At 29.7% G+C, this 25,363-nt stretch carries 19 protein-coding genes; 13 read left to right on the top strand and 6 right to left on the bottom strand.

What is annotated here, in order from left to right; translation table 11 throughout:
- Positions 1–19: 19 nt before the first annotated feature.
- The 8 genes from AB0T67_RS03340 to AB0T67_RS03305 all read left to right on the top strand — a co-directional run bounded on the left by AB0T67_RS03340 (position 20) and on the right by AB0T67_RS03305 (position 7,647).
- The gene (locus tag AB0T67_RS03340) at positions 20–1,339 is read left to right on the top strand and encodes a 4Fe-4S dicluster domain-containing protein (RefSeq protein WP_369219145.1); all 1,320 of its coding nucleotides are present in this window, start codon (positions 20–22) and stop codon (positions 1,337–1,339) included.
- Between the two features lie 73 nt (positions 1,340–1,412).
- Positions 1,413–2,192, top strand: coding sequence for a (Fe-S)-binding protein (locus tag AB0T67_RS03335; RefSeq protein WP_369219144.1), 780 nt, complete (start codon positions 1,413–1,415; stop codon positions 2,190–2,192).
- A 90-nt stretch (positions 2,193–2,282) separates the two neighbouring features.
- Positions 2,283–3,218: a 1,4-dihydroxy-2-naphthoate octaprenyltransferase gene (menA, locus tag AB0T67_RS03330; RefSeq protein WP_369219143.1), complete on the top strand. Its 936-nt coding sequence runs from the start codon at positions 2,283–2,285 to the stop codon at positions 3,216–3,218.
- Positions 3,219–3,247: 29 nt separating this feature from the next.
- A complete protein-coding gene (locus tag AB0T67_RS03325) occupies positions 3,248–3,925 on the top strand; it encodes a metal-dependent hydrolase (protein WP_369219142.1) in 678 nt (225 codons plus the stop codon).
- 4 nt (positions 3,926–3,929) lie between these two features.
- Positions 3,930–4,442 (top strand): SRPBCC family protein, encoded by a 513-nt coding sequence (locus AB0T67_RS03320; RefSeq protein ID WP_369219141.1) that lies wholly within the window; start codon positions 3,930–3,932, stop codon positions 4,440–4,442.
- Positions 4,443–4,556: 114 nt separating this feature from the next.
- A complete protein-coding gene (locus tag AB0T67_RS03315; protein ID WP_369219140.1) occupies positions 4,557–5,597 on the top strand; it encodes an o-succinylbenzoate synthase in 1,041 nt (346 codons plus the stop codon).
- Positions 5,598–5,639: 42 nt separating this feature from the next.
- On the top strand, positions 5,640–6,581 hold the full coding sequence (locus tag AB0T67_RS03310) for a CPBP family intramembrane glutamic endopeptidase (RefSeq protein ID WP_369219139.1): 942 nt from the start codon (positions 5,640–5,642) through the stop codon (positions 6,579–6,581).
- Positions 6,574–7,647: an AMP-binding protein gene (locus AB0T67_RS03305; protein ID WP_369219138.1), complete on the top strand. Its 1,074-nt coding sequence runs from the start codon at positions 6,574–6,576 to the stop codon at positions 7,645–7,647. Before AB0T67_RS03310 ends, AB0T67_RS03305 begins: the two co-directional genes overlap by 8 nt.
- A gap of 5 nt (positions 7,648–7,652) precedes the next feature.
- Here the strand turns inward: AB0T67_RS03305 and AB0T67_RS03300 are convergent, their stop codons facing one another.
- From AB0T67_RS03300 to AB0T67_RS03285, 4 genes are all read right to left on the bottom strand, one after another.
- Entirely contained in the window at positions 7,653–8,117 is a 465-nt protein-coding gene (locus tag AB0T67_RS03300) for a hypothetical protein (protein ID WP_369219137.1), read from the bottom strand.
- Positions 8,118–8,231: 114 nt separating this feature from the next.
- The gene (locus tag AB0T67_RS03295) at positions 8,232–8,948 is read right to left on the bottom strand and encodes a YebC/PmpR family DNA-binding transcriptional regulator (protein ID WP_369219136.1); all 717 of its coding nucleotides are present in this window, start codon (positions 8,946–8,948) and stop codon (positions 8,232–8,234) included.
- A 57-nt stretch (positions 8,949–9,005) separates the two neighbouring features.
- A complete protein-coding gene (locus tag AB0T67_RS03290) occupies positions 9,006–11,003 on the bottom strand; it encodes a DUF3352 domain-containing protein (protein ID WP_369219135.1) in 1,998 nt (665 codons plus the stop codon).
- 26 nt (positions 11,004–11,029) lie between these two features.
- Entirely contained in the window at positions 11,030–12,658 is a 1,629-nt protein-coding gene (locus AB0T67_RS03285; protein WP_369219134.1) for an acyl-CoA carboxylase subunit beta, read from the bottom strand.
- Positions 12,659–12,813: 155 nt separating this feature from the next.
- Between AB0T67_RS03285 and AB0T67_RS03280 the strand changes: the two genes are divergently transcribed.
- From AB0T67_RS03280 to AB0T67_RS03260, 5 genes are all read left to right on the top strand, one after another.
- Positions 12,814–13,164 (top strand): DoxX family protein, encoded by a 351-nt coding sequence (locus AB0T67_RS03280; RefSeq protein WP_369219133.1) that lies wholly within the window; start codon positions 12,814–12,816, stop codon positions 13,162–13,164.
- A 7-nt stretch (positions 13,165–13,171) separates the two neighbouring features.
- Positions 13,172–13,579, top strand: coding sequence for an OsmC family protein (locus tag AB0T67_RS03275; RefSeq protein ID WP_369219132.1), 408 nt, complete (start codon positions 13,172–13,174; stop codon positions 13,577–13,579).
- 18 nt (positions 13,580–13,597) lie between these two features.
- The gene (locus AB0T67_RS03270) at positions 13,598–14,128 is read left to right on the top strand and encodes an NADPH-dependent FMN reductase (RefSeq protein ID WP_369219131.1); all 531 of its coding nucleotides are present in this window, start codon (positions 13,598–13,600) and stop codon (positions 14,126–14,128) included.
- An 88-nt stretch (positions 14,129–14,216) separates the two neighbouring features.
- A complete protein-coding gene (locus tag AB0T67_RS03265; protein WP_369219130.1) occupies positions 14,217–14,654 on the top strand; it encodes a MarR family winged helix-turn-helix transcriptional regulator in 438 nt (145 codons plus the stop codon).
- Between the two features lie 87 nt (positions 14,655–14,741).
- Positions 14,742–15,611, top strand: a complete 870-nt coding sequence (locus AB0T67_RS03260) for a pirin family protein (protein WP_369219129.1) — start codon at positions 14,742–14,744, stop codon at positions 15,609–15,611.
- Positions 15,612–15,828: 217 nt separating this feature from the next.
- Here AB0T67_RS03260 and AB0T67_RS03255 read toward each other — a convergent pair whose 3' ends face one another.
- Together AB0T67_RS03255 and AB0T67_RS03250 are read right to left on the bottom strand one after the other, a co-directional pair.
- The gene (locus AB0T67_RS03255; protein WP_369219128.1) at positions 15,829–16,728 is read right to left on the bottom strand and encodes a hypothetical protein; all 900 of its coding nucleotides are present in this window, start codon (positions 16,726–16,728) and stop codon (positions 15,829–15,831) included.
- Between the two features lie 3 nt (positions 16,729–16,731).
- Positions 16,732–25,362: a LamG-like jellyroll fold domain-containing protein gene (locus AB0T67_RS03250; protein ID WP_369219127.1), complete on the bottom strand. Its 8,631-nt coding sequence runs from the start codon at positions 25,360–25,362 to the stop codon at positions 16,732–16,734.
- Position 25,363: the final 1 nt, after the last annotated feature.

Genomic DNA, 25,363 nt, shown 5'->3' with positions numbered 1-25,363 from the left:
ATTAACTTAATAAATATAGATGATGGAGAAATATTTATCAAACATTCTTTTTGCGGCTATTTTAATTACAGGTATTGGATACTTTGTAATGAATGTTCGTAAGCTTATTAGAAATATCAAATTAGGTAAAGATATCAACAGAACTGATAGAAAACCTGAGCGTTGGAAAAATATGGCTAAAATAGCCTTAGGACAATACAGAATGGTGCGTCGTCCGCTTTCAGGGATTTTACATATTGTAGTTTATGTAGGGTTTATTTTGATTAATATTGAAATGTTAGAAATTGTAATTGATGGATTATTAGGAACACATCGTGTTTTTCAGCCTATTTTAGGAAATGCCATTTACGGATTTTTAATTGGTAATTTTGAAATATTAGCAGTGTTAGTTTTTGTTGCTGTAACGATATTTTGGTTCCGTAGAAATATCGAAAGAGTAAAACGTTTTTGGAATAAAGAAATGACAGGTTGGCCAAAGAATGATGGTAATATTATTCTTTATTTTGAAATGGTATTAATGTCGTTATTTTTAATAATGAATGCTACGGATGTTCCTTTTCAGGAAGCAGGAGCAGGAAATGTAATTTCTCAATTTATAGCACCTTTATTTGATGGGTTTTCAGCAGAAGAATTACATACTATTGAAAAATCAGCTTGGTGGATACACATTGTAGGGATTTTAATTTTCTTAAATTATTTATATTATTCGAAGCATTTACACATATTATTAGCATTTCCAAACACATTTTTTGCAAACTTAAAACCTAAAGGACAATTTACAAATGTTGCATCGGTTACTAAAGAAGTAAAAATGATGATGGACCCTGATGCAGATCCGTATGCAATGCCAGAAGAAGGTACTGAAGAAGAACCAGAAAAATTTGGAGCATCTGATGTTACAGATTTAAACTGGGTACAGTTAATGAATGCTTACACGTGTACTGAATGTGGACGTTGTACATCATCATGTCCTGCAAGTTTAACGGGAAAAGAGTTATCTCCTAGAAAAATTATGATGGATACTCGTGACCGTTTAGAAGAGGTAGGGAAAAATATTGATGCTAATAATGGTGTTTTTATAGATGATGGAAAGCAATTATTAAACGATTATATTTCTCCAGAAGAATTATGGGCGTGTACAAGTTGTAATGCCTGTGTGCAAGAATGTCCTATTGATATTGACCCGTTATCTATTATTTTAGAAATGCGTCGTTATTTAGTTATGGAAGAATCAGCAGCTCCTCAAGAGTTAAATTCAATGATGACTAATATTGAAAATAACGGAGCGCCTTGGCAGTATAGTCAACAAGATAGATTAAATTGGAAAGACGAAGAATAAACATTTTTTAATTAACAATTATAAGTTGTGAATTGTATTAATTCTTGATTTGTAATTCAAAAATTTGTAAGTTATGATAGTATCAACGATGGCAGAAATGATGGCGCAAGGAAAACAACCAGAAGTGTTATTTTGGGTAGGAGCGGCAGGAAGTTATGATGATAGAGCAAAGAAAATAACCAAAGCATTTGTAAAAATATTACACCTAGCAAAGGTGGATTTTGCAGTGTTAGGTACCGAAGAAAGTTCAACAGGTGATGCAGCAAAGCGAGCAGGAAACGAATTTTTGTTTCAAATGCAAGCAATGATGAACATTGAAGTTTTAAACGGATACGAAATAAAAAAAATAGTTACTTGCGATCCGCATTCATTTAATACGTTAAAAAATGAATATCCAGAATTAGGTGGGAATTACGAAGTATATCATCACACACAATTCATAAATAATTTAATAAGCGAAGGACGTTTATCAATAGATGACACAAATTTAAAAGGAAAACGTGTTACTTATCATGATCCTTGTTATTTGGGTCGTGCAAATGATGTTTATGAAACTCCACGAGAATTAATTCGTAGTTTAGGTGTTAAAATGACGGAAATGAAACGTCATAAATCTACCGCTTTATGTTGTGGAGCAGGAGGTGCACAGATGTTTAAAGATGCTGAAAAAGGTGATAAAGAAATTAATATTTTACGTACCGAAGACGCATTAGAAACGAATCCACAAATTATTGCAACAGGTTGTCCTTATTGTAATACAATGATGACCGATGGTATAAAATTTAAACTAAAAGAAGATCAAGTTATTGTACAAGATATTGCAGAGTTAATAGCCGAAGCAAACAATCTATAAAAACAATAATTTATAGCATTATTACGACTCCGCTCAATCAGACAAGTATTGTCAATTTGAGCGGAGTCGAGATTTTTTAAAAAACAATACATGATTAAAAATTATATAAAAGCCGCACGTTTAAGAACTTTACCGTTATCGGTTTCTGGAATTATTGTTGGAAGTTTTTTAGCGAACTTTTCTAATTATATAAATATTGAAGGTTTATATACAACTTTTCCAAATAACGAAAAGAATTATTTGATATTTATACTAGCTATTTTAACAACTATCGGTTTTCAAGTGTTATCAAATTTTGCGAATGATTACGGAGACGGTATCAAAGGAACTGATGATAATAGAGAAGGAGAAGCACGTATGGTTTCATCAGGAGCAATAACGCCAAAACAGATGAAAACAGCAATGATTATTACCGCTGTCATCACTTTAATAATAGCATTATCGCTTATTTATGTATCCTTCGGAAAGGATAATTTTTTGTTTTCAGTAATTTTCTTCGGATTAGGAGTTTCCTCAATTGTTGCAGCTATAAAATATACGGTTGGTAAATCGGCTTATGGTTACAGTGGTTTTGGTGATGTTTTTGTATTCCTTTTCTTCGGATTATTAGCTGTTGTAGGAACTTACTTTTTATATACAAAACAATTAAATAGTACTATTTTCTTACCTGCAATTACCATCGGATTATTAAGTACAGCTGTTTTGAACTTAAATAATATGAGAGATAGAGTAAACGATGCTAAAGTTGGTAAAAATACTTTAGTAGTTAAATTAGGAGCTTCTTTATCTAAATATTATCATTATTATTTAATTATTTCATCATTTTTATTTGCGAATTTATATGTGGTAATTAACTTTAAATCACTACTACAATTCTTATTTATACTGGCTTATTTACCAATTATTAAACATTTATTTTTTGTTTATAAAAACAAAGAAGAATCATTATTAGACGGCGAATTAAAAAAAGTAGCATTAAGCACCTTTTTATTTTCAATTTTATTTGGATTAGGAAACGTTTTATAATCAAACACAAACAAACAACAGCGTATAGTATGAACATTACATTTTACGGTCATTCTTGTTTCGGTATCGAAATTAACGGAACACATTTATTAGTTGACCCTTTTATTACAGGAAATCCATTGGCATCAAATATCAAAATAACTAATATTAAAGCCGATTATATATTAGTAACACACGCACATCAAGACCATGTTTTAGATGTTGAACTTTTGGCAACACAAACAGGTGCAACAATTATTTCTAATTTTGAAATAGCCCAATATTACGGTGCTAAAAGTTTTAAAACAGCGGCTGTAAATCATGGTGGAACTTTTAAAGTTGATACTTTTTTAGCCAAATATGTAAACGCAATTCATACTTCTTCATTTACTGATGGAACTTACGGAGGGCAACCAGGAGGATTTGTAATTTCATCCGAAGAAAAAGCATTATATATCGCTGGAGATACTGCTGTAACTATGGATATGAAATTAATTCCGATGACTACAAAATTAACAGTAGCTATTTTTCCAATAGGCGATACGTTTACAATGGGAATTGATGACGCAATTATTGCTAGTAATTTGGTTGAATGTAACAACGTAATCGGTTGTCATTTTAACACATTTCCACCAATAGAAATTGATGTAAATGAAGCAAAAAATAAATTTACACAAGCCAATAAAAAATTAACTGTTTTAGAAATAGGACAAACTATAACATTATAAAAAAATGAAAGCTGTAAAAATAACTTTAGGAATTGTAACTGCCTTTGTACTTGTTTTTTTAATAACAGGAATTGTTATAAAAGAAGTAGAATATAGCACAGAAATAACAATAGATAAACCTGTAAATAAGGTTTTTGAGAACTTTACAAATCCAGAATTAACAAAAAAATGGTTACCAAATATTAAGTCAATCGAAGTAATTGAGCAAAAAACAGCCGTTGTAGGAAGTAGTTATACAATGACTGTAGAAAGCAACGGACAAGAGGTTAAAATGGTTCAAAAAATAACAGATTTTGTACCTAATCAAAAAATAACATTTGAGTTTCATTCAAGCGAAATGATTAAAATTGACACCTACAATTTCGCATCTAACAACACAATAACTACCATTACACAAAATAGCAGTGTAAATAGTAAATCATACCTAACAGCCTGTTTGTATCCTTATTTTAAAGGAACATTTAAAGCTGTAAATATGAATTGCTTAACACAGTTAAAAGAGTTGTCAGAAAAATAATTTTTTGGGCGTTCGAGCGGGCTTTACATTACAATCTTTTGTTCGTGCCTCACAAAAGGATTTCCATTGCAATCCCTAACGCAAAACCAATAATCACTTAAAAAATAGTGCATAATGATAAAAGCAACCTATCATAAACATTTGCTTAATTTTAAACAAGCAAGCGGAACATCTCGAGGTATTTTAAGAACCAAAGAAACTTGGTTTATCACCTTAAAACAAGAAGATAAAATAGGAATAGGAGAGTGTGGTTTATTCAGAGGATTAAGCATTGATGATACGCCAGATTATGAAGAAAAACTAAAATGGTTTTGTGAAAATATTAATTTAGGTTTAGAGGTTTTATTAGCTGAAGCGATTCGCTTCCCGTCTATTCAATTCGGATTAGAACAAGCTTTTTTATCATTAAAATCTGAAAATAAATTTGAATTATTTCCTTCTGATTTTACCAAAGGAAAAGAAGCTATTGCCATAAACGGATTAATTTGGATGGGAGATAAAGCCTTTATGCAACAACAAATTAAAGACAAGTTACAACAAGGTTTTTCTACTATAAAAATGAAAATTGGAGCTATCGATTTTGAAACAGAAATTGATTTGTTAAAATCTATCAGAAACGAATTTTCATCAAAAGAAATTACCTTACGTGTTGATGCGAATGGCGGATTTACTCCAAAAGATGCTTTAGAAAAATTACAACGATTATCAGAGTTAGAAATTCATTCTATTGAACAGCCGATAAAACAAGGTCAGTGGCAAGAAATGGCAAATTTATGTGAAAAAACACCTTTGCCAATTGCTTTAGATGAAGAGTTAATAGGCGTTTTTACATCCGAAGAAAAAGAAAAATGTATCGGAACAATTAAACCGCAATACATTATTTTAAAACCAAGTTTAGTTGGCGGAATCAAAGGAAGTGAAGAGTGGATTTCAATAGCAAAAAAACACCATGCCGATAATTGGATAACTTCTGCATTAGAAAGTAATATTGGTTTAAATGCTATTGCACAATGGACGCAAACTTTAAAAAATCCGTTGCCTCAAGGCTTAGGAACAGGAAGTTTATTTACTAATAATTTTGAAAGTCCGTTAGAAGTATCAAACGGAAGTTTACATTATAATAGTAAAAAAGCGTGGAAATTTAATTTAGATTAACGTTATTTATTTTTTATCAGAATAATATCAAATTTTTAAAAGATGAATTTTATACAACAAGCATACAAAGGAGAAAATAATTGGTCTTATTATTTAGGTGGTATTTTTTTAGTAATATTTGGTTGGCAATTAATAGGTATTATGCCTTTAGCAATTACAGCAATATTATATTCTGATGATTTAAATACGTTTACTAATGCGGCTGATTCGGGTTTTATGAACTTAGGTATAAATAAAAATTTGTTTTTATTTATGATGATATTAATGTTTGCTATTGGTTTACTTTTTTTGTTTATGGCTATAAAGTTTATTCATAAACGAGCTGTAAAAACATTGGTAACAAGTAGAAAATCTATTGATTGGAGCCGATTTTGGTTTGCTTTTATAACTTTTGGAACAATTGCGATATTTATAGCGCTTTTAGGTGTGTTTTTAACACCTGAAAATTATACTTGGAATTTTAAACCCGTCCCGTTTTTTACTTTATTAGCAATATCAGTTTTATTTTTACCGTTACAAACCAGCTTTGAAGAGTTATTATTTAGAGGTTATTTTATGCAAGGTTTAGGAACTTGGTTAAAAAATAGATGGCTACCTTTAATAATAACATCTGTAGCTTTTGGGTTATTACACGGAGCAAATCCCGAGGTTGAAAAACTAGGGTATATTTCGATGGTATTTTATATTGGAACAGGTTTCTTTTTAGGAATTATGACTTTAATGGATGAAGGAACAGAATTAGCTTTAGGCGTACATGCTATAAATAATATTGTAGCTGCTTTTTTAGTAACTACAAATTGGACTGTTTTTCAAACTGATGCCTTATTTATTGATACTTCAGAGCCTACTGTTGGTGCAGAACTTTTTTTATTAGTTTTTGCTATATATCCGTTAATGTTATTTGTGTTTTCTAAAAAATATGGATGGAAAAATTGGAAAGAAAAATTAACAGGAAGTATTCAAAAACCACAAAATATTGGATAATAAACGCTTTCATAATAGTTTTAAATTAAACGGAATATCATTTTCATCCGAAGAAAAATTACTTGCTGTTGCTGATACAATTTCAGAAGCTACACATACTTTTTTAACCGATTGGTTTAATGAAAAGGATTTTGTAATTGTACAAACATCAGGTTCAACAGGAAAACCAAAACCGATTAAGTTGCAAAAAGAATTTATGAAAAATTCGGCTTTAGCAACAGGTGATTTTTTTGATTTAAAAGAAAATACAACAGCTTTATTATGCTTATCAGTTGACTATATTGCTGGTAAAATGATGTTAGTCCGTGCTTTAACTTTAGGTTGGCAATTGGATGTTGTAAGTCCTGTAATGAATCCTTTAAATGAAGTAAATAAAATCTATAATTTTTCGGCAATGGTTCCGTTACAATTACGAAATTCATTGTCTGAATTACATAAAACAGCTAAATTAATTGTTGGTGGAGGCGTAGTTTCAAATGATTTAATAACTGCTATTCAAAATACACCGACAAATATATTTGCTACTTATGGAATGACAGAAACAATTACTCATATTGCAGTTAAAAAACTCAATAATTTTAAGAGTCATCAACTTGTTTCAGATGCTAATTATACTATTTTATCAAACGTAAAAATAACTGTTGATGATAGAAAATGTTTAGTTATTGAAGCTCCAAAAGTATCCGAAGAAAAAATAATAACTAATGATGTTGTTCAGTTAGTTTCTAACAAAGAATTTGAATGGTTAGGTCGTTTTGATAACGTAATAAATTCGGGAGGAATTAAATTGCATCCAGAGAAAATAGAAGAGAAATTATCAAAAATAATAAATACCCGTTTTTTTGTAATTGGAATAAATGATAATTTTTTAGGAGAAAAACTTGTTTTAATTATTGAAAATAGTATTTCATCCGAAGAAGAAGAAATCTTAAAATTAGCCATTAAAAACTTAAAAACACTTGCTAAGTTTGAAGTTCCAAAAGAAATTTATTTTATTGATAAATTTATTGAAACGGAAACAAAAAAAATCCAACGAAAAAAAACATTGGATTTGATTTTAGTATAATTTCTTTATTTGAAAAAATATTTAGTCATTTTATTATACTTTTTCATTTCTCCGATTAATTGATTACCAATTAATTTAAATTTAAAATCGTTCATATAAATGGAGAAATTAAATTCGGAGTTTTGAATAATAGTATCAGTATTATAATTAATATTGACTTCATTTTTTTCTGATAAATTCCATTTAAAATTTCCTATTTTAACAATTTCTATTTCATCACATGTAGAAATATATTTTTCAGAAACTGCTACTTTTTCTTTAAAGAAAGTGAGTATTAAATAAATTTCTTTACCAGCACAAGGACTAGGTATATTTGTTTCTTCACACATTGAACCAACTTTTGATATAAAAGTAGTATTTTCAAGATGTTTTTTACCTTCCTGAGCTTTCAGTATAAGTGACCAAAATATAAAAGTTATAAAAATAAATATTTTCATTTCAAATGTAATTAAAATTAGATTGAAATTCATTTGTTCACTATTTGTTCGTATTTAAGTAAAAATATATAAATACGAACAAATATGAAAAATAAAACCTCTCATTAAATAGTAGGTTTGTCGTGTATTTATAATGCTTTCAGGCTATTACATAATCATACTATGATAGACATTTTGAACGTCATCATCTTCTTCTAATTTTTCTAAAAGTTTTTCAACATCTGCTTGTTGTTCTTCAGAAAGTTTAGTTGTTGAAGCAGGTATTCTTTCAAAACCTGATGATATAATTTCTACATTATTTTCTTCAAAATAAGACTGAATAGCACCGAATTGCTCAAACGGAGCATAGATAATAATTCCTTCGTCATCATTAAAAACTTCTTCAACTTCAAAGTCAATAAGTTCTAATTCTAACTCTTCTAAATCAACAGTAATATCTTCTTTTTTTACTGTAAAATTACAAACACGGTCAAACATAAAAATAACAGAACCAGAAGTACCTAAGTTACCATTACCTTTATTAAAAATAGCACGTACATTTGCTACAGTTCTATTATTATTGTCGGTTGCTGTTTCTACTACAATAGCAACTCCGTGTGGTGCATATCCTTCAAATAAAGCTTCTTTATAGTTACTTGTATCTTTATCGGCAGCTTTTTTAATTGCACGTTCTACATTTTCTTTAGGCATATTTGCTGCCTTTGCATTTTGCATTACAGCTCTTAAACGTGAGTTTGTATCTGGGTTTGGACCACCATCTTTAATAGCCATTACAATATCTTTACCAATTCTGGTAAATGTTTTAGCCATTGCAGACCAACGCTTCATTTTACGACCTTTTCTTAGTTCGAATGCTCTTCCCATTTTATTTTATTTTATTTATGCTTCCGCAAATGTAACTATTGCGTTAATTATTTACAATTAAAATCTTTTTTTGGCAATTAAGTTGTTTTCCTTTTCATCATAAGCTCGCCAAGTACCTGATTTTTTTCCGTTTTTATATTTTCCTTTCAGCTTTAAATTTCCATTCGGATAATACATTTTATACCTACCATCTAACAAGCCATCATCTAAAGATACTTCAAACTTTAACTTACCATTATCGTAATATTCTTTATAACTAGATGCACTTAAATCAGACGGGTGAATTTCTTTGAAATCAAAAATACTTTCTATACTATTTGTTGTACTTGTATTTTTTTTAGTGATTAACTTTAGGTTTAATTCTTTTTTTAATTTTTTATCTAAAGCTATTTTTTCTAGTACTAATTTCGGATTATTAAAAGTAGTTGTAATGGTACTTTTAAAAATATTTCCTTCAGAAGTTAATTGCATACCAAATTGATTAAAACAAATAATATATTCTTTGTTTTTTTTGATTTGAAACTGTGTTTTTCTGTCAGTTAAACTTACTATTTCGTTAAAAATATAAGGCGTATTTATATAAGTGAAAATAGTAGATTTTTTATCAAATAAATAATTAAATTCTTCAAATTCTTTTGATGAAGCTAAGGTGTAATTACTAATATTATTATTAATAATTTCCTTTAAAGTATTAGGACTAGCACTAAATATTACATAATCATTAATAATAGTAAAATAAGGTTTTTCCATATTTTTAAACATATTACCAACTATCATTTTAAAGAATCCGTTTAAGTCTAAAAAATTAATTGTATGATTTTTATAGTTAATTTGTTTAAATTGTAAGGGTGTTTTTTCTTTTATTTTTGATAAGATAAAATTCAAGTTTTTAGTAGCTTTTTTAATATCTGAAGTTTTAAAAATAGCAGCAACATCTTTTTTATTTTTAGATAATGAAGAGTTAAAATGAATTAAAGCGACTTCATTTCCAATCCAACTATATACATTTTCTTTGATATCTATATCTAATTTGCTTTCAATTTCTTTAATTTGTTTGGTGTAAACTTCAAATTCTTGAGGGTTTACTTTTTTTAGAGTTTCAAAATTTTCATGAAAAGTATCAAAGCTATCAAAAGCAAAACTAAGATAAAGTGCCGTGTTTTTTGGAGCGATACTAGCAATAGTTCTTTTTCCTTTTCCTGATTTTTGAATGGCTGTTAAATAGCTTTCAGAATTTTCTTTTACGTTCGTATATCCATCTGCTTGAATAATAGTTCCTTCAATTAAAGAAACATCAAAACCTGAATAATAAAGTGAATTTTGAATGTTTTCAATAACTTTTGTATTGGTTTTATCAGTAAAACAAGAAAGATATTTATCTAAATATTTATATTGAAAAAATAATTTAAAAAACCCATCTTCAGGAGTTTCTTTGGTAATTTCAACAAAATTAACATCTCTACCAATAACAGGTTTTTGATATTGATTTATAGAATTTTCAACTAAAACATGTGTATAAGAAGCAATTAATTGATTTTTGATAAATGCAATATGTAGGGTTTCTCTTTTTGTTTTATCGTAAAGTTCTGTTATTTCTTGATTTTGATAAACTCTGTTGGTAATTTTAAAACCTTCGCCAGCTAAATTAGCAATACTACTTTTTAAGAAATTAAGTTTCGATAATTTTTCTAAGTCAATTACATATAAAAAATCATATTTTTTAGGTTTGTAAATATGTGCCGAAATTAATACATCTCGTTCACCAATAAAATCAAGAATACTTTTTTGTTCTTTAATAACGTTGTCTAAAGTATTTAAACTTTTACTGATGTCTTTAAAATAACTATTTTTTTGTAGATGTTTCCAGATATTACTTGCACTAATTTCATCCCAAGTATCAATAGGTCGTTCTGTATCTAAAATAAAAACAGCATCACTAGGTATCAAATAAATAGGTTTGATATTATCTTGATTAGCAAGTGTAAAAATGTATGCTTGATATGCTAAAAAACCTACAAAAGCGATTATCAAAATTCCTAAAATCTTTTTTTTCATAACTAATGATGCTTGTTTTTTATAGATTATACTTGAATAATTCCTAAGTTAAATTTCTTTTCAATAGGAGCATTGTTTGCAGCTTCAATTCCCATAGAAATCCAAGTTCTGGTATCTAACGGATTAATAACTCCATCTGTCCAAATTCTTGCAGCAGCATAATATGGTGAAACTTGGTCATCGTAACGTGATTTTATTTTGTCGAATAATTCGGCTTCTTTTTCTGGAGTAATTTCTTCACCACGTTTTTTTAACGAAGCTTTTTCTATCTGTAATAAAACTTTTGCAGCAGAATTTCCACTCATAACTGCAAGTTCGGCACTTGGCCAAGCAGCAATTAATCGAGGGTCGTAGGCTTTTCCACACATGGCGTAATTTCCTGCTCCGTACGAATTACCAATAATAATCGTAAATTTTGGAACGACAGAATTACTTACCGCATTCACCATTTTTGCGCCATCTTTTATAATTCCACCGTGTTCCGATTTTGAACCAACCATAAAACCAGTAACATCTTGTAAAAAAACTAAAGGAATTTTTTTCTGATTACAATTAGCAATAAAACGGGTTGCTTTATCAGCAGAATCATTATAAATTACACCACCAAATTGCATTTCGCCTTTGGCTGTTTTCACTAATTTTCGTTGATTAGCAACAATACCAACAGCCCAACCGTCCATGCGTGCGTAGCCTGTTAAAATTGTTTTTCCGTAGCCTTCTTTATATTGATCAAATTCAGAATTATCAACCAAACGTTTGATAATTTCTAACATATCATATTGTGCATTTCTTTCTTTTGGAAGAATCCCGAAAATATCATCTTCGTTTTCTTTTGGAGGAAGTGCTTTTTTTCTATTGAAGCCAGCTTTATCAGAATCTCCAATTTTATCCATTAATTTTTTAATAGTGTCTAAAGCATCTTTATCATCTTTAGATTTATAATCGGTAACACCTGATATTTCACAATGTGTGCTTGCTCCACCTAAAGTTTCATTATCAATACTTTCACCAATTGCAGCTTTAACTAAATAACTTCCAGCTAAAAAAATACTGGCTGTTTTATCAACAATTAAAGCTTCATCACTCATAATTGGCAAATAAGCGCCACCTGCAACACAACTTCCCATAATTGCAGAAATTTGTGTGATTCCCATACTGCTCATCATCGCATTATTTCTGAAAATACGTCCGAAGTGTTCTTTATCAGGAAAAATTTCATCCTGTAAAGGAAGATATACTCCCGCAGAATCTACCAAATAAATAATAGGTAATTTATTTTCTATGGATATTTCTTGTGCTCTTAAATTCTTTTTTCCTGTAATAGGAAACCAAGCACCAGCTTTTACAGTAGCATCGTTGGCAACAACAATACATTGTTTTCCGCTAACGTATCCCATTTTTACAACAACTCCACCAGACGGGCATCCTCCGTGTTCTTGATACATTTTATCGCCTGCAAAAGCTCCAATTTCTATAGATTTTGTTTTATCATCTAAAAGATAATCGATACGTTCACGAGCTGATAATTTTCCTTTTTCATGTTGTTTATCAATACGTTTTTGTCCTCCGCCTAATTTAACTTTGGCAAAACGTTTACGTAAATCAGCTACTAAAAGTTTATTGTAATCTTCATTTTTATTGAAGTTAATATCCATAGGTACGTTATTTATTTGCAATTGCTAAAGTAAGAAAAAGCCTTTAAATTTATGGTTGATTTTGTTAAAAAAACTAATTAATTCCCATGAGTTTATATTCCGTGGGTATTAAATATTTTTATTGTATATTTGTATCGAACTTAAAACGAATAAAAATGAAAAAAGAATACATAATTTATTATATAGCTACTGGTTTATTATCATTATTAGTATTGTTTTCAGCAGGAATGTATTTTTTTAATCATCAAGAAGTAGCTGAAATGTTTACTAATTTTGGTTATCCTACTTATATTATTTATCCGTATGCGGTTGCAAAATTATTAGGTGTTATTACTATTTGGTTTGTAGCAAATAAAACAATTAAAGAATGGGTATATGCAGGTTTTTTCTTTGCTTTTATACTTGCTTTTTTTGCACACGTTATGATTGGAGATGGTGAGCAAATGGGGGCATTAATTGCTCTGATTTTATTGGTGGTTTCTTATATTTATAGTAAAAAAATATAAAGTAATAATGGCAGGTAAAGCATCATCAAAAGTAATATTAAGTAATCGTAATTATGTAGCGGAAGCAAAAATGAGAAATCATTTTGTAATTACAGATCAGCCTGTTGAAAAAGGAGGAGATAATAATGGACCAACGCCTGTGGAATATTTATTAACCGCAATTGGTGGTTGCGTTTCCATAACTTTAAGAACCTACGCCGAAAATAAAAACTGGGATGTTGGTGAAATAACAGTTAACGTTACACAGCAAATAAGGTTAACATCCGAAGGAATAAAAACATCATTAATAGAAGAAATATCTTTTGAAAAAGAGATAACCAAAGCTCAAAAAGAAATATTATTAGAAGTTGCAGGAACATGTCCTGTTGCTCAAATGGTAAAAGGAACAACCGAAATAGTAAGTAATATTCAATAAAATAAAAATCTAATTAATATGAAAAAAATAATCGCTTTTGCAGGAAGTAATAGTCAAAAATCAATCAATAAAGAATTAGCAACTTATGCAACAAATTTAATTGATAATTCAATAACCACCGTTTTAGATTTAAATGATTTTCCAATTCCTGTTTATGGTATAGATACTGAAACTGAAAACGGAATTCCAGAGAATGCTCAAAAATTCTTTGATATAGTTCAAAGTGCTGATGGAATTATTTTATCGTTAGCAGAACATAACGTAAATTTTTCGGTAGCATTTAAAAATATGTTTGATTGGATGTCTCGTATTAATCAAAAAGTATGGAATAATATTCCGATGTTATTAATGGCAGCATCTCCAGGAGGTAGAGGTGGAGCAAGTGTTTTATCAATAGCTAAAAATGGATTTCCTCATATGGGTGGAAATATTATAGCAGATTTTTCTTTGCCAAGTTTTTATGATAATTTTAAAGAAGGAACTATTATTGATGATGCCTTAAATACACAGTTAAAAGAATTAGTAATTAAGTTTAAAAAATCGTTGTAATTACAATATTTTTATTGATTTTATATTCCTTGGAGTATAAATGTGTTTTTTGTAATTTTGCTATCATATAAAAAATAATTGGGTTCATATGGGAGATATTTCTAAAGATATAAAATCTAAATTTCCAAATAATAAAATAAAGGCACTTATCAACATAAAATACACGGCAAGCTGGTTGAGTAGTAATGAAAATGATTTTTTTAAGCCTTACGGAATATCGCCACAGCAATTTAATATTTTACGAATTTTAAGAGGTGCAGGTAAACCGATAAAAGTACAAGTTATTAAAGATAGAATGATTGAACGAGCTCCGAATGCAACTCGTTTAATGGATAAATTATGTGATAAAAAATTTATAGAACGTATTCGTTGTGAACATGATAGAAGAGTTGTTTATATTAATATAACTAAGCAAGGTTTAGCATTATTAACAACTATTGATACTTCAAAAAAGTTAGGTTTTTTAGATAATTTAACAGAAGAAGAAGCTACTCAATTAAGTGATTTATTAGATAAAATTAGATAACTATTTAACTTATTAAGTATCATTTTAGAATAAAAAAATTTACAAAAATATTTTCCATGGAAAATATTTTGATTAAATAATATATCAATGAAAAAAATAAAATCAATACAGGATAAAGTAGGGAGTCCGTTAGTAAATATGGGCGATATCCAATTAAGGCAGCCTTTACCAATACAAGGTATCGAAAATGTAGATCCGTTTTTATTATTACATCATTACGGACCTTACGCAATTAGCGAGTTTAATAATCCGTTTGATTTAGGAGCTCATCCACATCGTGGTTTTGAGCCGATAACTTTGTTGTTTAAAGGCGAACAATTACATAGAGATTCTTTAGGAAACGAAATGTTAGTAAAAGCAGGTGACGTACAATGGACAACCGCAGGTAGAGGAGTTGTTCATGCCGAAGCACCATCAAAAGAATTTGTTAAAAAAGGAGGCGAGCTAGAAGGAATTCAATTGTGGCTAAATTTACCCGCATCAAAAAAAATGATGCCCGCTAATTATCAGCATATAAAAAGTGAACGTATTCCTGTTGTTTTAAATACTGATAAAACCATTCAATTAAATGTTGTTGCAGGAAGTCAAGCCGATAAATTCGGATTGATAACCACACAAACTTCTGTAAATGTTTTTACTGTAAAAGCCAAAAAGGAAGGTATTATGGATATTGATATTCCTGAAACACATCAATCATTGGTTTATTTATTAGACGGTGAAGTTTTAATAAATAATATTGCAACATTAAAAAAAGGAGCAACTCAAATGGTTACTTTTAATAATGATGGTGATTTTATTAAAATTGATGCTAAAAAAGAAAGTACATTATTGGTGTTATCAGGTGAACCTATTAAAGAGAAAGTAGCCCAATACGGACCTTATGTAATGAATACACAAACCGAAATTATGGAAGCAATGCGTGATTATCAGCAAGGAAAAATGGGCTTTTTATATTAATTATTTATAACTTTTTTAAATGCAAAAACTCAGGATTGTATATAATCCTGAGTTTTTTATTTTAATCCTTAAAAGTTTTTTAATTAAAAAACCTCTTCAAAATCTCCTTGAACTTTAGTGCACTGATAACTTTCTTGGCGACTACAACCAAAAATTAAAGTTAAAAATAGTACTAAACAACATATCATTTTTAATTTTTTCATTTTTTATATTTAGTTTAGTTAATTATTATGGTTTTAATAATTCCGTCTACTTCAACTTGGTAAACTCCCGAATCTAAACCTTCAAAAACGCTTTTACCTTGGCTGATGCTAGAAGTATATAAAAGATTTCCGTTTTGTTTTAGTAAAACAGATGTAGCAGGTATTGCGTATTCAACTTTTATTACTCCTTTAAAATCACAAACTTCGTGTTTTCTGAAAAATCGAGGTTCTTTAACTTCAATTTTCGTTACTTGAATACGTATTGTTTTTGTTTCAGATTGATCTTCAGAAAAAATCATAAATTCAACAGTATTTGTAAAATCGATTACACTAGTTGAAGTTACTAAATTACCATTAAAAAAAACAGTTGTACCCAAACTTACATCAAAAAGAGGTGTAAGAGAAGTGATATCTTCTGTGTTTTTTATTTCAATAATTACATTATTATCGGTATCAGTATAACTTAAAGCAGCACTGTTTTCAAAAGTAACATTGTTTAGCATTACTTGAGTTGATAATGAAGGTTGAGCGATACTATAGGCTTGTTGTAAGTTTCCGTAATGTGCTAAAATTTCGAATTCTAATGGTCTATCAATATCGATAACGGTATCTTCTGTGGCATTGTAAACTTTAAAATTAAGTTCTTCTCCATCGATATTTGAAAATATCGTTAAATAAGCATAATACTTGTTTTGAGAAGCGACATAAATTAAATTAGTAACACCTCTACATTCATCATTTACAAAAACACCAACTTTGTCGTTTTCGCTTGATAAACGTGTTCCATCAATATTGATAAATGAAACCAATGACATTGTATGCTCAAATTCGTTTTCGTTCAAACTCCAGTTAGGAGTTTGAGCGATTAACGAATTGATAAAGAAAAAACTGCAAATAATTATTAAATTTCTCATTATCTATTTTTTTATTAGATGTTTAATTACAGTATTAGAATCTGTAACAACCTTTATAATATAATTTCCGCTTGATAAATTAAAATCATTAAGAATTAAAAGTTTGTTATTTTGATCCATTTTATAGTTCTTTTGATAAGAAAGCTGACCTATCGTTGAATAAATTTTAATAGCAACATTTGTTTGTTGTTTTTTGAAATTTATTTTGATTTCTTCATCAAAAGTATTTGGGAAAATTATTATTTCCTCATCTAAAGTTCCAATTACTATTGGATCAATAATAGTACCTAACACAGCATCACTTTTAAACTGTATCGATTCAGAAGTAATTTCTTCTTTAGAACCATCACTTTTTTGAATATAAAAAGTAAGTTTTTCAGATGTATCAGAAAAAATAGTAATAAAATGTAAGTCTTCTCCATCGATATTAATTGCCTTAGATTCACCTCGAATTTCTCCGTTTGAATTGTAAATTTTAAGCATACTAAAATCAGTAGGAATCTTTACAATAGCATTCATGTTTGAGGCATATTTATTAAAAGTAGTAGTTTTAACTATTGAACTACTTCTCTTTGCGCTATTAACAATACTGCTTTTACTTAAAGTTTCATCTAAATAAGAAGGGTAAGTAAAGGTTTGGCTTGTTGATGATTTAAGCATATATCCTTTTCCTTGTTCAAGATAATTTAAGTTACCAGACCATTTGTTATTTAATGCATCATAAATAGCAAATTGATTTTGCGATTTAATAACATCTCCGTCCGTTGCCTTAAAATTAGCCAATGCTTCATTTAAAGATACGTTTTTAGAAATAACATACGGTAACCAGTTCCAGTTTTCTTGTATTGGAAATGACCAAGTGTTTAAATCAACCTTAATTCCTGAGGTATTTAATGTATTTGTGTTATTTGTATACACTTTATACATCTGATTTGTATTCAGTCCTTGAGCAGTGCTACTTATAGATCCTGACCAATCACTTAAACTAGGGTCGCTGTATTGTTGGTAGGTTTCTAATAATGACGGCGAATTACTTAAAATTCTGTCTGAAGTTGCTAAATTTAAATCGGCAGTTAATGTATTTATATCTGATAAATTAGCATCATTTACAAAAAATGACATCCAAGTCCAACCGCTGTTTAAATTTATAGATTGATATAATTCTTCTGAATTTTCAAAAATTCGGGGCGCTTGTTTAGTTCCAGAAATTTGGTTATCAACAAATGAAGTTGTCAATTGATTATCAATAGTAACAGGATAAGTAGCATCTGCTGATGCATCCCAAACTTTAAAACTAATCTCTTCACCACTTGATACATTAGAATATACAGTAAGAAAAATAAAGTATTCATCGTAATCTTCATCATAAAATAAAGAAGATACACCTCGAAGTTCTCCATTTACAAATGCAGCAACAGTATCAGTATTATTTTCAGCAAATACTCCATCGATATTAATTTTACCTACAATATTAAGGCTATAATCAAAATCAGCAGGATTTACTTCCCATTGAGGCCCTACAGAGTTTACATTCAAGTTTAATTGAATTTTTTCATCATAACCGTAATCACTGTTTAAATACATATCGTGCTGATAATTTCCAACAGATAATTCAGGTTCTGTAGTTCCAGTAATGGTGATAACACTTGCAGGTGCAATCGTTCCTGAAGAAGCTGTTAATGATAACCAACTAGGAATATTACTGATGTTAAATTGTGTTTCTGTACCGCCATTATTTCTAACTTCGATTTCAAAAGTACCACCTTGATTGAAAGGGATATTTTTTTCAACAATTTCAGATTGACCATCAATTGACCAGTTTAATTGATTTTTATCAATATAAGCTGTCCAAGTTACGGGTGATTGTTGCACGTTATTAACGTCATCAAACATTCTATTAACCGTAATATCTAATACTTGATTTTCTATAACAGAAGGATGCGTTACATTGGGTTTTATAATCAATTCATCACCGTTAATTACATAATCTACAATAAAATTTGTTAAATCTCGAGTAGGTTTAATAGGTGGTGCATCTTCTGAATAATTAGAAGTACCAGCATTAATAATCGCATTTGAACTAAATACCTGCGCATTTACATCAATATGATAATAACTAGGCAATGGATTTGCCAATGCACCAGGTTCGTTCATTTTCATGTAGAAATATAAACCAGGTGTATTATAATCGATTTCAAAAAAGCGATCTCTATCAACTTGTTTAGTATCTCTTAAAGTATTCCATAATCTAACTTCTGATAAATACCCTGTAAAATGGTTGTCAGTAGTTTCAATACCTGCTAAATCTTTATGACCTCTAGCTCCTAACCATATTTTATCTCCATAAAAAGCAGAAATATTTTCAGAGTTATTGGTACTTACAAGATCTGAATCGATATAAGTTCTTAAACTACCTTGTCTGTTTAATAAAACAGCAACATGATGCCAATCACCATCGGTAATACTTGTGGTTGTTAAATCGTACGAATTGTTTTCGTTTATTAAATCTAAGTTACCATCGGTAGTAAGGTTAATTGCCCACTTGTTTCTAGTTCCGTTTGATGATGCAACATCTTGGTCATCACCTCGTCCGTTAGAAATTAATGTCGCTTCTTGATTTTGATCTGTTTTAACCCAAAAGCTTAATGTAAGATCCATTTGATCATTAATTTGAACAAGACTAACATCGTCACAAGCTAAATATTGGTTGTTTTCAAATTTATAAGAAGTTCCACTTGGTTTAATATCCCAATTGGTATTCACAACGGCATGTTTGAAACGTGCAACATCATTGGCAATTGTACCATTCCCTTCATCCATAGGCCATAAACCTATTAAATTACGCTCATTTCCTAAGTATTTGGTATTTAAGTTTGAAGCAACACTGCTTAAACTTAATGATTTAGACCAAATTCTTAAATCATGCATGTTTCCTACAAAAGTATTCCCTCCAATAATTATGGGATTACTATATGAATATTGAATGTTTTGAGCTACTCCTAAAACAGCGATATTACTACTGTCTTCATGAATTGAAATACTTCCTTCATCTGAATTATAAACAAAAGCATAATGATGGAATAAATTATCTTCAATAATACCTCCTGAAACAGTACTTCCTGCAAATTCAAAACTTATTTGACCATTTTCTAATCCTATATTTACGCCATTTTCTTGACTTAAAATAGTTGCATTGGCTGCTGTAGTAGCATTATTTATCCAAAATTCTAAAGTAAAATCTCCTGTTTGAAATAATGGATTATCAATGTTTACCGTATTGTTAGCTCCATTAAAGTTAACAGAAACATCATGGTTGATTTCTTGCTGATTTGTTTGTCCTGTAATTTGGATTAAACTAACCGCTTGATTGTAAAAAATTGGTTGGTTAAAACGAACTACAATATCTTCACCATAACTAAGAATACCATCGGTTGGTGTTGGTGTTCCAAAAACAACAGGTGCATCTAAATCAATTCTACCAGTAATTACATCCGAAATATATTCGGTTCCGTTCATACACTTAGAAATTGCTCTAACTTCATAATTACCATTATTGATGTTTGTTCCTACAATATCCCAGTTATAATTAATTTCAGGAGTATCGATTACTGAAACATTACTAGTACTTCCTGAGGCATCTAAAAATTCTTGAGATGTATAGTAAGTATGTAAATTTGTCCAACTTGGAGATGAAATTAATCGATATTGTAAGTCGATTTTCTCAAAGCTTTCGTAGTTTATATTATAATCAACTAATTTAATAGGAAGGCTATTTGATGTGTTATCATTGTTAAATGCTTGATCAATATTAAAAACCCAATTATTAACAGGTGAACTTATAGCCACGCTTGAACAAGAAGGTGTGAAAAAAGCAGAAAGACTAACGCTACTAACAATGCTACCATCACAAATACTTTTAAATTCAACAATAATGTCTTCATATTCATAAACATCTCCTGCTGATTTATTTAAAGTAAGTAAATAATCAATAGGTTGATTATAAGGAATATCGTTAAAAACTAACCCTTGAGGGTCTACATTAATGACCGCATTATTTGGGTTTGAAGCAGGATTAACTTGTAAAACAAAGCTTGTAGTAGTTTCAGAAGCACTTAAATTTAATAATGTTAATTGAAATTGTGCAGTTTCGCTTTCTGGAACATTACTTACATTGGCAATTTCAACCGTAATTTCTGGTTTTTCTAATTGCTGTGTAGCGTATCCTAATTCTTCACGTGATGCTTCGTTTAGTAAGTCGATGTTTTCAACCACATAATCAGGATTTTCATAATCAGGTGTAATATAAGAAGCTTTATTATAAAATAAACTCTTCTCAGCACCTTCATAAGGACAAGAAGAAACTCCTCCAATCAAACTAAATACAGGACCATTTCCGTCAAAAGAATTTACAACATCTACACTAAACAAGTTATTAGCATCACCATCTTGAAGTGTATAACTAATATTAGTAGTAGTTTCTGTTTCTTCAGAAAGTTCGGTTCCTAATGTTTGATTAAACTTTGTTGAGGTTGTATTTAAAAAACCAAATTTATTAAACGTAAAACCAAATGTAATAGCCAAAGATTCTTCAATATCTACTTCAATAGAATTTGTTTTGTTTCTAACTAAAGAAGTTTCAATAGATCTTGTAATCGCTCCTGCACTAGAATCAAAAGAAATGTTTTCTTCAAAATTAGAATTAATTAATTTTAATAATGATTGAGAGTCTTGAAGACGAATATTTAAAATAGCTTGAGAAGAAGGATCACTACCGCTAAGTAAAGCAGTTTCTATTTGATTTATTTCATTCTGAACATATGATTCAGTGTCCTCTTTTAATTGATCTCGGTTATTTTTAGCATCATACTTTGTCTTTTCATTTTCACGAATAACCGATTTCCATTGGTTAATTTGACTTATATATTGATCTTCAGATAAAACACCCGCTTCTCCACCAACTAATAATCCTTGTTGAATTTGTGTAACAAACACTTGAAGTGAAGGAATTAATTTATCAACGATATAAGCTTGGCTATATACAAAAAAGGTATTAGAAGGCTCTTCTGTAAAGTACAATGCTTTCTTTTTATTGATAAGAATTTCTACGCCATCATCGTTTGTTAATTTTAAAGTAGCTGCATCTTCAATTGCTGAGGTACCTACATTATTAAAAGATCCATAAAAATAATTTTTAGATTGACCTATGTATAAATCGGCTTTAGAACCCACATCACTAGGGTCATCACTTGTTGAAATTTCTTGACTAAAAGTATATGTTTTAGTAAGGCTTGTAGCATCATTAGAAGCCACGGAAAGACCTATTCCAGCAATAAAATCATTATTTGTTTCTGTATCAACAACAGGACCAAGTAACCCACCACCAGCAGCAAAACGAATTCCTAATAAAAGTTTAGTTTCATTACTGACATTCGTATTGGTTGCAATTGTATTGGTTGTGGTAAAACTAACACTTTCACCGCTTGCTATGGTTGCAGAACTTTGTGATCCAGGAGGATCTCTTAAAATAAGATCTGGAACATCTGGAGCTTCTGTTACAAATGTTTGACTTCCATCTGATTCTCCACCAAGTAAAATTGCTTTATTGGTATAATTTTGTACAGGATAATCTATAGAATTAATTCTGTAAAACATATTTAATGATTTAGTATAAGGAGCTACTGTAGAAGGTAAACCTCCTCTAAATTTATAACTAACTAAACTTTCATCATCTTCATTAATAATGATTTCTTCAGAACCTTGTAAAGCAAGATTATTTGTAATTATTAACTCTCCATCTTTTATAGGTACTTGAATTTCAGTACCATTAGGATTTGTGTCATAATTAAAATAAGGCTCATATCTACTCAATTCAATGGTATAATAACCAAATTGATTGTAAAATAAATAGCCTGTTCCTGCTGTTTTTACAGATGTTCCATCAGGCAAATCTAACATGTCTTCACCTACTTGAGATAAAGCGCTTAATACAGGCGTAGCTCTATATACAAAACTTTTTTCAAAATGATAAGGTTCTCCTGTTACTTCTTCACCATTAGCACTTGTATAAGTTGGTGTTTCGGTAATTGTTATATTAGAAGAAAAATCTAATGATTCATTGGCTTCTAATATTGATATGTCCGAATTTGTAGGTATTGTTAAACCTCCAATTGAATTAATCGTATACATTAAAGGTAAAGCTTTAACTCGATATTCTCCTGTTTCTGCATTTGTTGAAAAAGAAAACTGTGTATTTCCTGTAGCAGAAGCACCTGGAGGCGCATAGCTTAATGTTAAATTAGCAGTACCAATATTATTTACAGAACTAACAATTTCTTGTTGTTGAATATTGTTTTCATCTTCATAATTTATAGCGTATGATCCTTGATCACCAAAACCAATTGTTTTAGCTGCTTCAACAGTACCACCAACAACTCGACCTACAATATCAACTCTTGTTTTATCTACAAAAATTACTTGTTCCTGAGCATCTTCAAAAAATTCAGATGTTTGGGATGTGCTTGCAGGAAATCTTCCGTTATATTCAAATGTATGACCTGTTTTTGCAACAGAAATATAATGATTTCCAATAGGAACACTTATTTCAAAATTACCTTCACTATCACTTACTACAGGAGTATTGTTTTCGTCTAAAACGATTTGATTATCGATTAAAATATTAACTCCTTCAGAAGCAATTCTTGCATATCTTTCTAAGTAATCATCACTAACATCATCGGTTGTACCCGCATTATTATACCAATATTCTCCTTTTGAAAACTTTTGAGGACCTCTTGTATAATAATTATAACCTTCATCTAAAAGACCTGGGCTAGAATTACTAACATATTGATCTCCGTCTGTTAATCCTTGAAAACTAGGATTTGCAGGATCTGGGCTATTTAATTCAACAAAAGATTTAAAAACACCTTTGGTATCGTATAAAATTTTTCCTCTATAGATAAATGAAGAGACATCCGTAAAATTAACTTGATTAACAACAGGCGTATCTTCTCCTAAATATATAATTTGTTGATTTGGTTCAAATTGATGTACTCCAAGTCTTGGCGATATATTATAAGATTCTCCTGTTCCCTTATAAGGAATAGCAGAAATAATATAACTACCATTTTTATCAGTAATACCTAAGAAACCTAATTGATTTTTTCTAGGTAAATCATTTACAGCGCTTGTCCAATGAGGAATGTCTTGTGCTAATTCTCCATCTAAAAAAGCCCTGTTTTTATTGTATTCAAAACCTTCATGAGATAAATCATAAGCATATCTACCAACACCTTCATCAAATCTAAAATAAGAAATTAAATCAGCATCATCACCACTAATATATCTGTGAAAATCATCATGAACTCTAGCTTCTGTTAAAGTTGATTTCCAGATTCTTAATTCATCTAAATAGATTGATTTAGAACCTATTGATCCTACAATAAAATGATTGTATTCTTCAACAGTTCCAGTAGCAGAAAGTAAGCTTGTTGTTTGAGTAGGAATTGTAACACTATAATCAGGTCCTTGAAAATCAGGAGTAACCTTTCTTAATTCAGTGTTAAATGATTCAACATCTTCTTGTTGAATTTCAGTACCATTAATCAATAATCTAGGAATCGTATTTTCTTCTACGATTACAGTAACATGCGTAAAATCTGTTAAAAAATTAGCTATAGGAAGCAATGTTTCATCTCCTTTTGCATTAATTCTACCAGCAGGTATATAATTATGTAATCTATAAATAGCTCCTTGTATATTAAATTCAATATAAGGTGTTGCATCTTCTAAGTTTACTTTTATTTGCGTTTTATGTGTGTCTAAATAAGACGCATTTTGTAATACAAATAAATCAATATATTCTGAAGTATCAAAAGTTCCACCACTAGGTTTTAACCATGTTTGAAAGGTATATTTATCTGTAATTGGCTTATTAACAAAGTTAATGTCAAGACCAGTTTCTTTAGGTATATTAATACCAGATCGTTTAGTGTTTTCATCTCCATTGCTAGGTTCTGCCTCAATAATTACTGTTTGTACAGGGTTTCCTCCTTCAAAGTTAATGTTTCCTGTAATAATAGCTGTTGGGTTTCTATAACCGATTCCTGTAATATAGTCTCTTAATTCTGTACCAGTACCACTAAATCCAGGAAGACCTACGGCATCAATTCTATATTCATAAAGCGTTCCACCTTGCACATATTTATCTTCATAATTTGTCGTTATGGCAGGTAAAGTTGCTATTTTAACATAATTTTGTTGAACATTAGTTAATTCTCTTCTGTAAACAACAATATATTCGATATCTTCTAAGTTGTTTTTTACAGTCCAATTTATAGCTATTTTATCTGGGAAATAACCTTTTGAAACATCAAAAGACGCATGAGAAAATGTTTCGTGTACAAATTGTACCCCCCATGGAAACCTTATATCTAAAGGGGTTGTTATTCTTTTATTAATTGTCGAATTTGTTCCTAAATAAGGAGATCCTACTTGTAGAGTCCATTTGTTTCCTGCTCCATCTTGAGAAGAAATTGACTGGGAAGTAGCCCGTATCAATTCTTGCTGAGAAAAACTATTTAAAGAACAAACTATACCAAAAAGGAATAGTAGTCCTATTTTTTTTATATACATA

Source organism: Tenacibaculum salmonis (assembly GCF_041053065.1).
Lineage (GTDB): Bacteria > Bacteroidota > Bacteroidia > Flavobacteriales > Flavobacteriaceae > Polaribacter > Polaribacter pacificus_A.
The sequence above is the reverse complement of the archived record's forward strand: the minus strand, read 5'-3'. Positions and strand labels throughout refer to the sequence as shown.

Bases quoted from the DNA above. Each gene is read 5' to 3' on its own strand.
- AB0T67_RS03340 (WP_369219145.1), top strand. From the start codon at position 20: ATGATGGAGAAATATTTATCAAACATTCTTTTTGCGGCTATTTTAATT.
- AB0T67_RS03335 (WP_369219144.1), top strand. From the start codon at position 1,413: ATGATAGTATCAACGATGGCAGAAATGATGGCGCAAGGAAAACAACCA.
- menA (WP_369219143.1), top strand. From the start codon at position 2,283: ATGATTAAAAATTATATAAAAGCCGCACGTTTAAGAACTTTACCGTTA.
- AB0T67_RS03325 (WP_369219142.1), top strand. From the start codon at position 3,248: ATGAACATTACATTTTACGGTCATTCTTGTTTCGGTATCGAAATTAAC.
- AB0T67_RS03320 (WP_369219141.1), top strand. From the start codon at position 3,930: ATGAAAGCTGTAAAAATAACTTTAGGAATTGTAACTGCCTTTGTACTT.
- AB0T67_RS03315 (WP_369219140.1), top strand. From the start codon at position 4,557: ATGATAAAAGCAACCTATCATAAACATTTGCTTAATTTTAAACAAGCA.
- AB0T67_RS03310 (WP_369219139.1), top strand. From the start codon at position 5,640: ATGAATTTTATACAACAAGCATACAAAGGAGAAAATAATTGGTCTTAT.
- AB0T67_RS03300 (WP_369219137.1), bottom strand. From the start codon at position 8,117: ATGAATTTCAATCTAATTTTAATTACATTTGAAATGAAAATATTTATT.
- AB0T67_RS03295 (WP_369219136.1), bottom strand. From the start codon at position 8,948: ATGGGAAGAGCATTCGAACTAAGAAAAGGTCGTAAAATGAAGCGTTGG.
- AB0T67_RS03290 (WP_369219135.1), bottom strand. From the start codon at position 11,003: ATGAAAAAAAAGATTTTAGGAATTTTGATAATCGCTTTTGTAGGTTTT.
- AB0T67_RS03285 (WP_369219134.1), bottom strand. From the start codon at position 12,658: ATGGATATTAACTTCAATAAAAATGAAGATTACAATAAACTTTTAGTA.
- AB0T67_RS03280 (WP_369219133.1), top strand. From the start codon at position 12,814: ATGAAAAAAGAATACATAATTTATTATATAGCTACTGGTTTATTATCA.
- AB0T67_RS03275 (WP_369219132.1), top strand. From the start codon at position 13,172: ATGGCAGGTAAAGCATCATCAAAAGTAATATTAAGTAATCGTAATTAT.
- AB0T67_RS03270 (WP_369219131.1), top strand. From the start codon at position 13,598: ATGAAAAAAATAATCGCTTTTGCAGGAAGTAATAGTCAAAAATCAATC.
- AB0T67_RS03265 (WP_369219130.1), top strand. From the start codon at position 14,217: ATGGGAGATATTTCTAAAGATATAAAATCTAAATTTCCAAATAATAAA.
- AB0T67_RS03260 (WP_369219129.1), top strand. From the start codon at position 14,742: ATGAAAAAAATAAAATCAATACAGGATAAAGTAGGGAGTCCGTTAGTA.
- AB0T67_RS03255 (WP_369219128.1), bottom strand. From the start codon at position 16,728: ATGAGAAATTTAATAATTATTTGCAGTTTTTTCTTTATCAATTCGTTA.
- AB0T67_RS03250 (WP_369219127.1), bottom strand. From the start codon at position 25,362: ATGTATATAAAAAAAATAGGACTACTATTCCTTTTTGGTATAGTTTGT.